Origin of the sequence: Nocardia sp. NPDC051787 (genome assembly GCF_040681325.1) — a bacterium.
Taxonomy (GTDB): Bacteria; Actinomycetota; Actinomycetes; order Mycobacteriales; family Mycobacteriaceae; genus Nocardia.
Map to the genome: position 1 here is coordinate 1 of NZ_JBFAYO010000045.1, position 14,632 is coordinate 14,632.

General features: G+C 64.9%; 9 protein-coding genes and 1 pseudogene. 6 read left to right on the top strand and 4 right to left on the bottom strand.

What is annotated here, in order from left to right:
* The first annotated feature begins 186 nt into the window (after nucleotides 1-186).
* The gene (locus AB0M45_RS31205; protein WP_364336565.1) at nucleotides 187-1,923 is read left to right on the top strand and encodes an aminotransferase class V-fold PLP-dependent enzyme; all 1,737 of its coding nucleotides are present in this window, start codon (nucleotides 187-189) and stop codon (nucleotides 1,921-1,923) included.
* A gap of 778 nt (nucleotides 1,924-2,701) precedes the next feature.
* Here the strand turns inward: AB0M45_RS31205 and AB0M45_RS31210 are convergent.
* Nucleotides 2,702-3,055, bottom strand: a complete 354-nt coding sequence (locus tag AB0M45_RS31210) for a DUF3703 domain-containing protein (RefSeq protein ID WP_364336567.1) — start codon at nucleotides 3,053-3,055, stop codon at nucleotides 2,702-2,704.
* 33 nt (nucleotides 3,056-3,088) lie between these two features.
* Nucleotides 3,089-3,598, bottom strand: a complete 510-nt coding sequence (locus AB0M45_RS31215; RefSeq protein WP_364336569.1) for an HXXEE domain-containing protein — start codon at nucleotides 3,596-3,598, stop codon at nucleotides 3,089-3,091.
* A gap of 675 nt (nucleotides 3,599-4,273) precedes the next feature.
* Between AB0M45_RS31215 and AB0M45_RS31220 the strand changes: the two genes are divergently transcribed.
* Nucleotides 4,274-5,914 (top strand): MFS transporter, encoded by a 1,641-nt coding sequence (locus AB0M45_RS31220; protein ID WP_364336571.1) that lies wholly within the window; start codon nucleotides 4,274-4,276, stop codon nucleotides 5,912-5,914.
* A gap of 310 nt (nucleotides 5,915-6,224) precedes the next feature.
* The gene (locus tag AB0M45_RS31225) at nucleotides 6,225-8,453 is read left to right on the top strand and encodes an MMPL family transporter (RefSeq protein WP_364336574.1); all 2,229 of its coding nucleotides are present in this window, start codon (nucleotides 6,225-6,227) and stop codon (nucleotides 8,451-8,453) included.
* Between the two features lie 1,250 nt (nucleotides 8,454-9,703).
* Here AB0M45_RS31225 and AB0M45_RS31230 read toward each other — a convergent pair.
* Nucleotides 9,704-10,033 carry a hypothetical protein gene (locus AB0M45_RS31230; protein WP_364336576.1) on the bottom strand — a complete coding sequence of 110 codons (330 nt, stop codon included), beginning with the start codon at nucleotides 10,031-10,033 and terminating at the stop codon, nucleotides 9,704-9,706.
* A gap of 809 nt (nucleotides 10,034-10,842) precedes the next feature.
* Here AB0M45_RS31230 and AB0M45_RS31235 point away from each other — a divergent pair.
* The 3 genes and pseudogenes from AB0M45_RS31235 to AB0M45_RS31245 all read left to right on the top strand — a co-directional run bounded on the left by AB0M45_RS31235 (nucleotide 10,843) and on the right by AB0M45_RS31245 (nucleotide 13,829).
* Nucleotides 10,843-11,367 (top strand): hypothetical protein, encoded by a 525-nt coding sequence (locus tag AB0M45_RS31235; RefSeq protein WP_364336578.1) that lies wholly within the window; start codon nucleotides 10,843-10,845, stop codon nucleotides 11,365-11,367.
* A 104-nt stretch (nucleotides 11,368-11,471) separates the two neighbouring features.
* Complete coding sequence (locus tag AB0M45_RS31240) at nucleotides 11,472-12,578, top strand: PLP-dependent cysteine synthase family protein (RefSeq protein ID WP_364336580.1); 1,107 nt, start codon at nucleotides 11,472-11,474, stop codon at nucleotides 12,576-12,578.
* A gap of 2 nt (nucleotides 12,579-12,580) precedes the next feature.
* Nucleotides 12,581-13,829 (top strand): annotated as a pseudogene (locus AB0M45_RS31245) (MFS transporter).
* A 458-nt stretch (nucleotides 13,830-14,287) separates the two neighbouring features.
* Here the strand turns inward: AB0M45_RS31245 and AB0M45_RS31250 are convergent.
* Nucleotides 14,288-14,623 (bottom strand): YnfA family protein, encoded by a 336-nt coding sequence (locus AB0M45_RS31250; protein WP_364336582.1) that lies wholly within the window; start codon nucleotides 14,621-14,623, stop codon nucleotides 14,288-14,290.
* Nucleotides 14,624-14,632 lie beyond the last annotated feature (9 nt).

Genomic DNA, 14,632 nt, shown 5'->3' on the forward strand with positions numbered 1-14,632 from the left:
GTCAGGAGGGCGTCCAGATCATTGGTCACACACTGGTCATAGACGCCCTCCGTCCATGTCCGGGCATCACCGCGACTTCGGACTTACTCGTCTAGAAGACCAATGGCCCTGGCGCGGCGCATGGCTCCGGGGCACGCTGGCGGTAGCCGGGGTGCTGGCGCCCCGCGCGGTGGAAGGAGGGACCGCATGAATACGGCAACCCGGAGCATGGCTGTCTCGGCGGCGCCGGTCCCCACCTCGCCCTTGCTCGAGCGGGTTCGGCAGGGGGTTATCGGTGAGGGCGAGGTTTTGGATGGACCCTATGGTCGACGCCGGATCACCTACGCCGACTACACCGCCTCAGGGCGGTCGCTGGATTTCCTCGAGGACTTCATCCGCAGGCAAGTGTTACCGCGCTACGCCAACACCCACACCGAAAGCTCTGGCACCGGATTGCAGACCTCATTGCTGCGGCGGGACGCACGCCAGATCATCCACGACGCGGTTGGCGGCACCGAGAACGATCTGGTGATCTTTTGCGGGTCCGGGGCGACGGCGGCGGTGAACAAGTTGGTGGGCATTCTCGAGCTTCGCGTTCCGTCCGGGCTGGCCGCGCGCTACCGGTGGGGTGAGCAGATCCCCGATTCGCAGCGACCGGTGGTGTTCATCGGTCCCTACGAACACCACTCCAACGAGTTGCCATGGCGGGAGTCCATCGCCGACCTGGTGGTGATCGACGAAGACGCCGACGGTCACATCGATCAGGCACAACTCGAACAGCGGCTGATCCACTACGCGGACCGGCCTTTGCGCATCGGTAGCTTCTCGGCCGCCTCCAACGTCACCGGCGTCTTGTCGGACACCGATCGGATCGCCACCCTGCTTCATGAGCACGGCGCATTGTCCTTCTGGGACTTCGCTGCTGCCGGTCCCTACGTCCCGATCCGAGTGCGGGAGAGCGCTCCTGGCCGTGGCGACCATAAGGATGCGATCTTTCTCTCACCGCACAAGTTCGTCGGCGGGCCGCAGACTCCTGGTGTCCTGGTGGTCCGCCGTGAGTTGGTGCGCAATGCCGTGCCCACCGTGCCGGGAGGCGGCACGGTGGCGTTCGTGGACCCGATCGGGCACCGCTACCTCGATGATCCCGTTGCCCGGGAAGAGGGCGGAACCCCGGCGATCATCGAGTCGATCCGGGCTGGGCTGGTCTTCGCGCTCAAAGACGCTGTCGGTACCGACCTCATCGAGCAACGGGAACAGCGGCTGTGGCGTCATGCCTTCGGCCGGTGGCGCGATCACTCGAACATCGAGATCCTCGGCCACCCTCATGCCCGACGACTGTCCATCGTGTCCTTCCGAGTCCGGTCAGGCGTGGATCGCTACCTGCACCACAACTACGTCGTAGCCTTGCTCAACGACTTGTTCGGCATCCAAGCTCGCGGCGGATGCTCATGCGCAGGCCCGTACGGGCACCGGCTCCTGGCCATCGATCCACAGAATTCGCGCGCCTACCGAGACGAAATCGCCTTGGGTTGCGAGGGCATCAAACCCGGCTGGACACGTATCAACTTCAACTACTTCATTTCCGACACCGTGCGCGACTATCTGATCGAGGCCGTGGAGTTACTGGCCTCATTCGGCCACCGTCTCCTCACCGACTACATCTTCAGTCCGGACACCGGCCTATGGCGCCACCGCGGGCGGACTCACCAGCCCCCGCTGCGGCTGACGGACCTCTTCTATGACAACGCGGGCACTCTGCACTATTCGACGGACCACGAGACCCTCGACGAGAAGGCGTTGGCCGAACACCTGCGCGCGGCCCGCATCCTGCTCGAGTCCCGCCGTGAGGAGGTCCCCGACGGTCCCACCGGCCTGCCATCGCACTTCGAAGCGCTGCGCTGGTTCCCGCTACCCCCGCAATGCCTGACGCCCAATCCTCAATGAGGGCTGGCGCGGCTCCATCGTGCATCGTGTCGAGGTCGACAACACCGGCCGGCTCACCCGCACCCGCCCGACCGAGAACTGCTCTACGTCTCCGAAGGCGATGCTGTTCAACGGGTTTCACAGGATCTCACGGAGGCTGGTTCCGGGTGATCGTGTCACCCGAGGTCGGCGCGCCTCGTGGAGCGAGATGCGGCGGATCAGCTCAGCGCGCAGAGCCGATCGTCTCGATGCTCGAATGTAGGGGACGTTCCAGTAGCCGGATCCCGGCCGGGTTCTCCTCTGGGCTGATGCTGGAAGCGATCGTGCGGGTTCGGTCCTCGCCCGGAGTGCCTCTGCTACTCGACGACCCCCAGGGTGGCGGGGACGTCCATGCGGCGCACTGTCATGAGACGGCGTCCCCGGGGGCCTGTCTGGAGGCGGGTCGTCTCGGAAGGTGTCGTCCCGGTGAGGACTGGTCTATCAGCACGACGCAATGCCTCCAGCCCCGGTGGACGACAACTGAAATTTGATGGGAGGCAAGACTTTTGCTTGCTGTTGGAATCGATTGGGCAGAGTCGTTCCACGACGTGGCCTTCGGACAGCCTGGTGAAACGTGATCGAGCAGTTCCGCATCGAGCACTCCGCGGCCGGCGTGGCCCGGCTGGTTGCCCGCTGTCTGGAACTCGAGCCCGATCCAGCCACGGCACAACCGCCGCCTGAGGTTGACAGAAGGTGTCTCATTCATCGGCGACTGCGTCAAGACGGTCATCGGTTTCCTTCAACCAACGGGGCGGCTCGCTTATGCCGCTGGTTGTGGGTGCAGCAGTGCGTCGAGGTCGGGCGGTGTCGGCATGGGTCGGCGCAGCGCGACCCTGGAGCGCCCGGTGTTGCCTTCGGGGTAGCGGCCGCTCAGCGATCCGGGAGCCGCGACGATGATCCGCACGATCTGACCGAACGCCTCGCGGCGGTCCCGCTGCCGGATGGCGAGGGCGAACATCGCGATGTGGTTGCCGGTGTGCAGCCACGGGTCGGGCTGGGACAGGATGTGGGCGCGCTCCAGATGTTTCCATCGCTGATCGGGGTCGGCGGCGGTTTTCGCTGCGCGCATTTCCTCGTGGTAGCCGGCACGGGCCTGTGCTGGGATGCGGGTCATGTGTATGCCTTTCTTCGTGGGGGTGAGGTCGGTTCAGCCGAGGAACAGCACACCGATGGCGGCGGCAGCGATGGCGGTGCCGACCGCCATCGCGGTGGCCAGTTGCGCGGCGGTGAGCAGGCGCTCGCGCCGGATCCAGGCAAGAACCACGAGCGTGGCCGGTAGCGCCACCGTGGCCGCGGTGACCATCCCGGGTGAGTAGTCGCCGTACCACGCGGCGGTGGCGAGGTGAAACACCGCGTTGACCGCGAATTGCCACTGGAACGCGACAACCAGGACCACCCACCCCATATGCGCACTCGGCCGCAGTGCACGCCACGAACACAACAGCACCAGCAGGATCAGCGGGATATGGCTGACCGCGAACTTCTCGGTGGTCAACGGCGCGAAGTGCGCACTCACCCACGCCGCGAACTGCGGCATCTCCTCCAGGGTGTGCACCACAAACACCACGAACGGAGCAGCCAGCACAAGCGGTCGCAGCACCGTCGCGTCGAATACCACGCCGACCTGCGGGCGTGGGCTGGCGAGCGAGTCGGCCATCGACACATCCTCTCTAATAAATTAACACATGCTTATGCGACTATATATTGCCGAGGTGGTTAGTCAACCCCTTGCAGTTCGTGGCCCAACTCGACCGAGCAGCGGCACGGACGGGAGCGTGCGCCAGGTGAAGACGCTGATGCCGCCACGATCAGTCCCGTTGCGGTGATCGCCACCGCAACTGGGCCGGTGCCAGCACTCGTCCAGCCGACGAAGGCAATGTGTAGATCGGTCTCTCGCAGCATCTTTCGATTCTCTGCGGCGGTGTCACGCCGCCGGTATGCTACCGCCCAGTAGTGGTTGGCATGCGAGGGCGGAGGATGGGAGAGGCGGCCGGTGTTCGGGTGGCGGGGGAGGTAGGTCGCCACGACCATGGGTTGGAGATGGGGCTCGTGCCGCCGCTGCGACGGAGACCGGCTCCGCTTCGAACGCATGGTTGTGCAATTTCACTGCCATTCGGCGGCCTGTGAATTCCGAACTACGACAGAACCTTTGGAGATCTGACTTCGAGGATTCTTTGATCCTGCGATCATTCAGTGACCAGACCGGGTTTCGGCGAGGGCCCTAGCGGTTGTTCCTGTGCTTCACCTCTTCCGATGAGTCTCGACATGCTGCGGCGTCCGCTGGGCGTCGCGGCCACGACGGAAGATCCTGTAAAGAAGGAAACATCGACACATGAGCGAGCAGAGTCCCACCGAAAACCCGCGAAACACCATGCCTGTGCCCGTGTCGCCAATGCGTCGACGCACCATCGCTTTCTGGGTCGGGCTCGCGGTGACCACGATCGGCACCGCGCTGCATATCCCGATGTACCTGGAGTCCAGGGACATGGGCTATCGAATGGCGGGCATGTCGATGGATGCCATGATGATCAGCGGAATGGTGTTGATCGTCGCCGGCCTGGCGGTCACGACGTACGGATTGATTCCCGTTGGCGCACATCGTGATCGAGTTGCCAACCTCCAGGTGCGCGCACTGGACGACGCGCCGATCAGCCGGGTGCACGTGGTGCTGCTGCTGGTGCTTGCCGCAGCGATCACCATCGACGTGATGAAACCGACGACACTGGCGTTCGTGGTGCCCGGTGTCGCCAAGGAGTATGGGCTGCGCACGGCGACCAACCCCGGTGGTGACCTGCCGGCCGCGCTGCTGCCGCTGGCCGGCATCACGGGCACCGTGATCGGCTCGTTCATCTGGGGCTGGCTCGGCGACCGGATCGGGCGCAAGGCTGCGATCCTGCTGGCCGGCGTCTTCTTCGTCGCTACCTCGGTGTGTGGGGCGATGCCGACCTTCGAGCTGAACCTGTTGATGTGCCTGATCATGGGCATCAGCGCGGGCGGCATGCTGCCGATCGCGTTCACCCTTCTCGCCGAGACCATTCCGGCCCGGCATCGCGGCTGGCTGATGGTGTTGATCGGCGGCGACATAGCCGGGGCCTATGTCATCACCAGCTGGTTGTCCTCGACAATCGGCGACACCTACGGCTGGCGGGTGATGTGGCTGATCGGTTTGCCCACCGGGCTGCTGACCATCGTGTTGACCCGCTGGGTGCCCGAGTCGCCCCGCTTCCTGCTCGCGCTCGGCCGCCGCGATGAGGCCGAGAAGGTGCTGCGCCGATACCATGCTGCCGTTGTCCCGGTCGAGCAGTCGGAGCTTCAGATCGAGGACAGCGTGCGTGGCGGCTACCGCAGGCTGGTGCAAGCCCCATTCGGTGGCATCACCACCGTGCTGGTGCTCGTCGGGCTCGGTGTCGGTCTCGTCGTCTACGGCTTCCAGCTCTGGCTGCCCACGAATTTGCGCCAGCTGGGGTTCAGCGGTGTCTCCGCCGATCAGATCCTGCGCGATTCGGCGCTGATCGGCTTCCCGCTCAACTTCCTGGTGGCGTACTTCTATCACCGCTCGTCCAAATGGACGATGGTGCTGTTGAGCGCACTGCTCGCCGTATCACTGTTCGGCTTCGTCGCGCTCGGCGACCAGGTCGCCGACAACAGGGCGCTGTTGTATGCGCTGCTGGTTCCGCCCATCTGGGGTGCCAGCTCGGTGGTCGCAGTGCTGATCGCCTACGGTGCCGAGGCATACCCGACACGGATTCGTTCGCGCGGTAGCGGTTTGGCGGCGGGCATGAGCAAGGCAGGCGGCATCATCGTGATCGCGCTGGTGGTACTCGCGGTGGCGACGCCATCGATCTCGGTCACCGCGCTGATCAGTGCCGTGCCGATGACGATCGCCGCAGCGGCGGGCATCGCTTTCTTGGTCGAGACACGCCGCCGTCCGCTCGAGGAAATCACCGCTGAAGAACTACGCGTCGCAGCCTGACTCGCAACCCACCGAATCCAGCTATGACCGACCGGACAACTTCGGGGCCGGGAACATAGCCACGTTCGACGCCGATAACGATCCCCGCACGAGGGAGCGTGCGGGCCACCCGGAGACAGGTCGGCACTCGTAATCCGAGGTAGTCGGCAGCCTTCTCGATGGCACTCACCTGGACATCGACCGCCGACGGTCGCTGACCGGAGGGCTTGACTGATGCGGCGCTGCGCTGGCCTCGGTCTTGCTCGGTTCGTCTCGGGTCGATCACTCCGTGGGGTTCCCATCTGCGCGGATCTCATATTAATATATGCGCATGCTCGAATATGTTGACGATGTGGATGGCGAGGCCACGCGGTGTGAGCCGATGTTGCATCGGTGGGGTGTATTCATGGCTCGGCACAGGCGATGGGTGCTGGCGGCCTGGGCGGTGCTACTGCTCGCCTGCGCTGCTGCCTATCCGGCGTTGGAAAGCCGGTTGGGCGGCATGGATTTCACCGTCGAAGGCTCCGAGACCGCCGAAGCGGATCGGTTGATGCGCACGTATTTCCCCCAGTTCGGGGTTGAGCAGGACGTGATCGTCTTCCGTTCGAGTGACAGCACGGTCGATACACCCGGCTATCGGACCGCTGTCGAACAGGTGGTAGTGGCGGCCGAGCGGGTGCCCGGCGTCCGCCTGGTTGCCAGCCCTTACAGCGCTGCGGCGGAACAGATCTCCGCTGATCGGCGGACCGCGATAGCGCTGGTCGGTTTGGACGGGGACATGGCTGAGCGCGCCGATGCCGCTGAACGGCTGCAGGACGCGGTGCAGGCAGCGGCCGGTGGGGCGGTGACGGCTTCCGTGACGGGCTATTCGCCGATCCAGAACGATGCCACCGAGTTGCAGCAAGCGGATCTCGAACGTGCGGAGGCGATCGGTATCCCCGTTGCTCTGTTGCTGCTGGTCATTGCGCTGGGTGCGCTCGCTGCGGCGTTCGTGCCGATCGGCATCGCGGTGGCCGGGCTCCTGCTCACCGGAGGTGTGCTGTTCGCCATGACGGCGGCCACGACGTTCGATGCGCTGGTGGTGTCGATGGCGACGATGATCGGGGTGGGGGTGGGCATCGACTACGCGATGTTCATTGTCAGCCGGTTCCGGGAGCAGTTGGCCCGTGCGGGAATTACCAGCCGCGACGAGCATGCGGGCATCGCCGCGGCGGTGGGGCAAGCCTTGAACACCGCGGGCAAGACGGTTCTCGCGTCGGGTTCGGTCGTGATGATTTCGCTGTGCTCACTGGTTGTCATGGATGCCCCGGTCTTCCGGGGAATCACCATCGGCGTTGCGGTAGCCGTGCTGGCGACGCTCGCGGTCGGATTGACCTTGCTGCCCGCGTTGCTGGCCACACTCGGGCCTGCGATCAATCGCGGTGTACTGTCCGCCCGTCTACGCCCGGCGGAGGTCACATCGGCAACTGTCGCGCCCTCGAGCACTTGGGCCCGGTGGGCGCGGGTAGTGATGGCGCGGCCGATACTCTTCGGCGCCGCCGCCGCTGCCGTGCTGGTTCTCGCTGCGGCACCGCTGAGCGGGATCCGCTACGGCCTGGACATGGGGACGGCGGCGCTGGAGAACAAGCCATCCGGTGCTGCGGCCGCCGCCCTGGCCGCCGAGTTCCCCGCCGGCGCGCTCGCCGGCATCGAAATCGTGGCCACCGGCCTCGGCGACACCGAACTCAGCCAGACCGACCTGGGGCGGGTCGAGCAGTTCCTCGCCCGTGTGCGATCGGATGACCGTATCGAGACGGTCCTGCCCGTGCAGCAATCCGGAGGACGCTTACTCACCATCGCGGTACCGGCGGTCGCCTTCGACTCCGCGGACGCCGAGACGCTGGTCCGCGACCTGCGGGCGGCGGCAGCGGATGTCACGGCCGCGGATGGGCCACGAGTGTTGATCGGCGGCTCCACCGCCGAGTTCGTCGACCTGTCCGACGAAATGACCACCAAGCTCCCGCTGGTGATCATGCTCGTGCTCGGTGCGTCGCTGATCTTCCTGCTGATCGCGTTCCGCAGCGTCGCGTTGCCGGTCAAGGCCATCATCATGAATATCCTCGCCACTACCGCCGCGCTCGGTCTGACCGTTGTCGTATTCCAATGGGGCGTGGGCGAATCGGTCCTAGATTTCACCAGCCCGGGATTCCTGCAGGTGTATCTGCCCACCGTGGTCTTCGCGGTGCTGTTCGGGCTGTCGATGGACTACGAGGTTTTCCTGATCCGCCGCATGCGCGAGTACTGGGACGAATCCGGAGACAACGAATACGCCGTTGCCGCCGGCCTCACGCACACCGCTCGGCCCATCTCCGCCGCGGCCGCGATCATGGTCGTCGTCTTCGGCAGCTTCGTCACCGCCGACATCCTCGAGCTCAAACAGCTGGGCTTCGCATTGGCCGTTGCCGTCGCCATCGATGCGGTCATCGTGCGACTGGTCCTGGTCCCGGCATTGATGCGGGTGCTCGGTCGATGGAACTGGTGGCTGCCCACGCGAATGTCAGCGGCTGCCCGGCGAAGCTGACCGGCCGACGCGCGACGCCTCGCAGGCATTCATGCCTGCACACCGAGGCGGTCAGCGCTCCGCTGGCGAGTGATCACTGCCGATTGATAGCTGGCCGCACGCTGGACGCGGCGCGATGGACGGTGATCGCTGTCGAGGTGCCTGACGGTCGGTGCGCACCGGTCGGGGTCGTGCGGGGATTGGAGGTGGTGGCGTCACCGAGCGCGGCTGCCCGCGACACGTACTTCACGTTGCCTTATATTCCGCCTCTCCTGCATACCGCTGGATAGAGTAGGCAGCTCGGTCGAAAGAGAGTCCAGTGAAGTGGCGATGGTTGTATCGCCGGCTCGTTTCCGGGTCATGTGTGAATGCCGAAAACGACTACCGAACAACCGCTCTCGAAGGGACTGTGTCAATGGAGAAAAGACCAGTGCGGCGTGGGTGTAAGGCTGTGGGAGGTGTCGTACTCGTCATCGGGGCGGCAGTAGCGTTGTCGGTCGCAGCAGCACCGGCCTCTGCCGACTCCGTACCGATATCCAGGTCGGCGATCGGTGGCCAGCATTTCCCGGGCAGCCACAACGGAGACGGCAACAACGGGCACGTCAACCACGGTCACGGCCACCGCAAGCAGAACAATCGAGGGCTTCGACACCCGATACCGCGGCCCGGGCGCAGATAATTAGCGGTTCTCGATCCCTCCGGACCGTGCTCCGACGGTTCGATTCCCCGATTGCAAGGCGTATGCCAATACCGCCGCCGAGGGGCGGTGCCGTTGTGTGCCACGAGGATCGTTCCTGGGGCGGTGTGAACGGGAGTGTCGGCACTATCCGACACTCCTGTTCGCGCACACCTGGTCGTGGCTGGGTGGCGCGTGGGCGACTTCGGCGCTCAATGTGCCCGCCGATGCGATGTTGCAACCGTGCTGTGGGCGTGATGCCGTGGTGGGCGACGAATCTGCTCAGTCCATCGGGGCGGCATCCCGGCCGCGAATCCGGTCGATGCCAAGCGACATCGACACCCCTCAGGTGCGTTGAGACTGCGGGTAACCGATCCCATGGGACGTACACCGTTGTGCCCGCCGACTCGCCTGCCTGGACACCATGGCCAGCGCCGACTGGAATGACTGCGGCAGGTGACCGACGCTAGGGTGTGTACGCGCTTGCTATGGGTGCGTGATCACTTGCACCAGCGTGCCTGGGGTCGGCACACTGTGTAGCCCTTGCCACCCTCACGTGGCACGACGGACCATCTCGCGCCGCTGTCGTCGCCGGTTACGGATTCTTGGGGGCGGATTGATTCTGCTCGCGACGATAGTCGCGAAGGGCTTGGTCGTGCTCTCTGGTTTTCAGTGGGTTGGGGTCGTCGTGCTGGTAGCCGAAGGGGTCGATGCTGTGCTGGCCGGTGGTGTCTTCTCGGCTGTTCGTATCGCGGCCATGTGGGTTGTCCGAGAGGGATTCGGCGTTGGCAAGTCCCGCTGAGGCCGTTGTAATAGCGCCGATGATGGCCGCCTGAGCCAGCAGGCGAGAGGCCGTGGGGATTCTAGTGATCGTGATGGTGAGTCTTCGTTCAGTTTCGTCGGATGTTGAGGGGCGTTGGGTCACGGATCGAACTGTCAATTCGGCAGTTCGGATTGCGGACCGGGGCTGAGACCGGCTCCCGTGGGACCGCGCGGTCAGGCGTCAGCTTCTTCCGAACTGATCGGCCGGTTCGGCCGCGACGATGGTTCGGTCCACTGGTCGAGAGTGGCGCATCTCCCAGCCCGCTTGCCGCAGAACTCGCGGTCAAGCGACGAGCCTGGCCATCCCTGGCACGCCGAGGCCGATCCGGCAGGCGGCGGTGAGGCTCACCCATAGCGGCAGGCCTTGATTGGCAGCGACACAGTCGAGCATCCTTCGAGCTTGGGCGGACTGCATGATGAGAACGATCGGAACTACGGCCGTGCCCTTGATAATGGCTGTGAATGTTCGGGATGAAACGCGCGGCAAAGCAGGTGCTCCGCTCTCGCTGGAGACTGCTCGTCTGAGCTGAAAGCTTTTATCGCTGAAAACCTTTCCCCTCAACCGACCGTCCACCGAGGCTCTGACCCAGCCTGGCGGGGCTCGCCCTAGTCTACGTAGCAAGTAAGTACTAGATTACGTAGTAATTACTGAGAGGTTTCCGAGGAGGGACGAAGCTATGCGGCGGTCACAGTGTGGAAGCTGGTGGCGGGCCTATGGTTTCGCGGTGCTCGAGATCTTTCTCGCGAGATGTTCGCATCGCAGGCCGCCCGCCGAGGCGGCCGGTGAGTCGCGTCGAACTGTTGCGACCGTGCATGAAACCTCCGAGCGGGTTCGATCCGATAGGGTTGCAACAGTTTTCCCGCATCGCGTTCCCGCCCACCGCAGCCTCGGCCCGGATCCGAACATGCTCGATGAGCGCGGTGTTGCACGTGCCGCTCGATAGCCGGGCAAGTGTGGCCGAATTGTTGCGCGACGGAGATCGCGCGCGGGAGAAGCTATTAATAGCTAATTGCTATATTAGTTGGATTGCGGGCCTGGGTGGTGCATCTCGGCGCGGCCGGTCGGTGATCGCGTGGATCACTGTGGCCGTGTTTCTTGTTTTCTCGTTGGCCGGTTGCGATCGGGAGCATCGGCACGCTGAACCCACGCAGGTCGAGGTGACATCGGCTGCCGGGATCGACTTCTGTCCTGAGAATGCTTTCGGTTCCCATCACGATGGGTGCCTGCCACATGCGGCCCATTTTGCTATCGCCTCGACGGTGACGCGTGACGATCATCCTCCGACCTTGCGGGTGCTTCCGGCCCGTATTCCCCTGCTCGACGCAGAATCCGACCGGCCGGTCGTACTCGAGGAACGCGGGCCGCCGCCAAGTGCTGCGCGGCTGGTCGTCGGGGGCCGAGGCGTATTGACGCAGTTCTGTATCTGCAGGCGCTGATCGGTCAGCGCCAGGCCGACGTGTGCTGAATCCGTCGGCCGGTGTCCGCTGCCTGCTCACGTCTGTCCGCCCGCGTGGCGGTCTCGATACAGAAAGCGACAGTTATGGACAAAATCGCGCTCGACTTGCCCTCTGGGGATCTGGTTGCCGCGCGACGGCCGCATGCGGTGGTCGGCAACACACCGGTGTTGTGGATCGGCGCGCCGCTGGCGCCGGAGGAGCGGGGCTTCTGGGCCAAACTCGAAGGGTTCAACCCGGGTGGGATGAAGGATCGTCCCGCTCTGCACATGATTCGGTGCGCCGAAGCTCGTGGTGATCTGCGCCCCGGTGCGCATGTCATCGAATCGACCAGCGGCACATTAGGTTTGGGCCTGGCTCTGGCGGGCATGGTGACCGGCCATCCGGTGACAGTCGTGACCGATCCGGGTATGGAGCCCATCGTGGCACGGATGTTGTCGGCCTACGGCGCGCAGGTTGAGTTGGTCAATGAGCCGCATCCGGTCGGCGGCTGGCAGCAGGCGCGTCGGGACCGGGTCATGCAACTGTTGGCGTCGGAGCCGGACGCGTGGTGCCCGGACCAGTACAACAATCCGGACAATGTCGAGGGCTACCGTTCGTTGGCCATCGAGATGGCGGCCCAATTGGGGCGCATCGATGTGCTGGTCTGCGCGGTGGGCACCGGAGGCCATTCCGCAGGGGTTGCTCATGTGCTGCGGGAGTTCTTCCCCGACTTGAGGTTGATCGGAGTGGATACCGTGGCCTCGACGATCTTCGGCCAGCCGGCGGGGCCGCGGTTGATGCGCGGGTTGGGCTCGAGCATTTACCCGAGCAATGTCGACTACGCCGCTTTCGACGAGGTCCACTGGGTGGCGCCCGCGGAGGCGGTCTGGGCGTGCCGGACCTTGGCCGCAACCCACTACGCCACCGGCGGCTGGAGTGTCGGTGCGGTCGGTCTGGTCGCCGGCTGGGCGGCTCGCACAACCGACACCGACACCCGCATCGCCGCGGTCTTTCCCGATGGACCGCACCGCTATTTCGACACCGTGTACAACGACGCGTACTGCGAAGAGCACGGGCTGTTCGATACCGACCCGCCAGTCGAACCGGACACCATCGCGCATCCGGCCGAGCGGGTGGTGCGATCCTGGACTCGCTGCGCCACGGTTGTGGATCCACGGGAACTTGTCGGCAGCCGAGAGTCAGGGATGTGACGATGCTCGCCACATTTCGTAGCTTCGATCTGGCCGCCCGGTTGTTGATGATCAACCAGTTCGGTATCAACCTCGGCTTCTACATGTTGATGCCGTATTTGGCCGGGTATCTCGCTGGTCCGCTCGGCTTGGCCGCGTGGGCGGTAGGACTGGTGCTGGGTGTGCGTAACTTCTCCCAGCAGGGCATGTTCCTCGTCGGCGGCACACTCGCCGACCGCCTGGGATACAAACCGCTGATCGTGGCGGGCTGTCTGCTGCGTACCGGCGGTTTCGCGCTACTGGTGTTCGCCACCTCACTGCCAGGTCTGCTGATAGCCTCCGCGGCAACAGGTTTCGCCGGAGCGTTGTTCAATCCGGCCGTGCGCGCCTACCTGGCGGCCGACGCCGGGGAACGGCGGGTCGAGGCGTTCGCGCTGTTCAACGTCTTCTACCAAGCGGGCATCCTGGCAGGCCCATTGGTCGGGCTGGCGTTGATGGCGGTCGACTTCCCGGTCACCGCAGGCGCCGCGGCGGTCGTGTTCGCCGTGTTGACGGTGGCGCAGTTGTTCGCGCTGCCGTCACGTCGTGCCGAAAAGCCCACCGAGAAGACATCGATACTCGACGATTGGCGCACCGTGGCCGGCAACCGACGGTTCGTGGGATTCGCGGCGGCGATGATCGGCTCGTATGTGCTGTCGTTCCAGGTATATCTGGCGCTTCCACTGCACGCGCAGTTCATCGCCGGTACCGGATCGCAAGCGCTGGTGTCTGCAGTGTTCGTCGTGTCCGGAGTGGTCGCAGTCGCCGGTCAGCTACACATCACCGCGTGGTTTCGCAGGCGATGCGGCACTGGTCGCAGCCTCGTCATAGGTATGACTGTTCTCGGCGCGGCCTTCCTGCCGTTGGCCGCGTTCCCCGACCCTCGCCGCCTCGGAGTCGTCACCGCAGCGGCAGCGTTGTTGATCGCGGCGGCTCTGCTGGCCATCGGCACCGCCATCGTGTTCCCCTTCGAAATGGATACCGTCGTGACCTTGGCGGGCGGGAAGCTCGTCGCCACGCACTACGGCTTCTACAACACAGTGGTCGGTATCGGGATCCTGCTCGGGAACCTGGCCACCGGCGCCGTGGTCGACGCCGGACGCGACGCAGGCATGTACTGGACCGTATGGCTCGGGCTCGCTGCGATCGGTGTCATCGCCGCGGGTGGCGCTACACCGGCTGGACCCGGTGCGGCACGTCGAGACACAACAACCGGTACACGCAAACGCCTAGCTCGAGTCACCCGCACCGCCGACTGCCGGTGCGGGTCCCTCGGCCGCCTGGATATTGGACAAGTGCGGGTAAAGCTGCTGTCCCTGCTGTTGACCAAGCACTCCCGGCGAAGAGATCGCGGCGACCTGGCCGCAGCGGGCGGATGGTGGTGTCGACAGTCAGCCATCACCTCGGCCAGGTTCGAAAGCCGGTCGCGTAAAGCCGAGTTTGGTCGAAGGATCTCGGTAAAGGCGCGCATTGGCATTTCATCCTCGTACGGACTCGCGAGGGCATGCACCTCGCCGGTAAGTGCGGCGAAGGCGAGCGCACAAATGTGGCCTTCCATTGTTGCGGGTGCGGCGAAGGAAGCATCACCGTGTCGCGTGGGCTGCTGGCCGGGGCCGAATCAGTCGGGGATCCGATTGCAATGCTGTCGGCACGCCGCTGGCGGTGGTCACAGATTCCGAGGCTGTGTTGGTTCAGGTGGTGCGGGGTGCGTAGATGATGACGGCGACCCCGGACAGGCACAGGATGGCGCCGGTGACGTCGAATCGGTCGGGTCGGAATCCGTCCAGTGCCATACCCCACAGCAGGGATCCGGCGACGAAGACGCCACCATAGGCGGCGAGGATGCGTCCGAAGTGGGGGTCGGGTTGCAGGGTGGCGACGAATCCGTACAACCCGAGGGCGATGACTCCGGCGCCGATCCATGCCCAGCCGCGGTGTTCGCGGACTCCTTGCCAGACAAGCCAGGCGCCGCCGATCTCGGCGACGGCGGCCAAGGCGAACAAGAGGATCGAACGCGCAACGGTCATGGCCGGTGA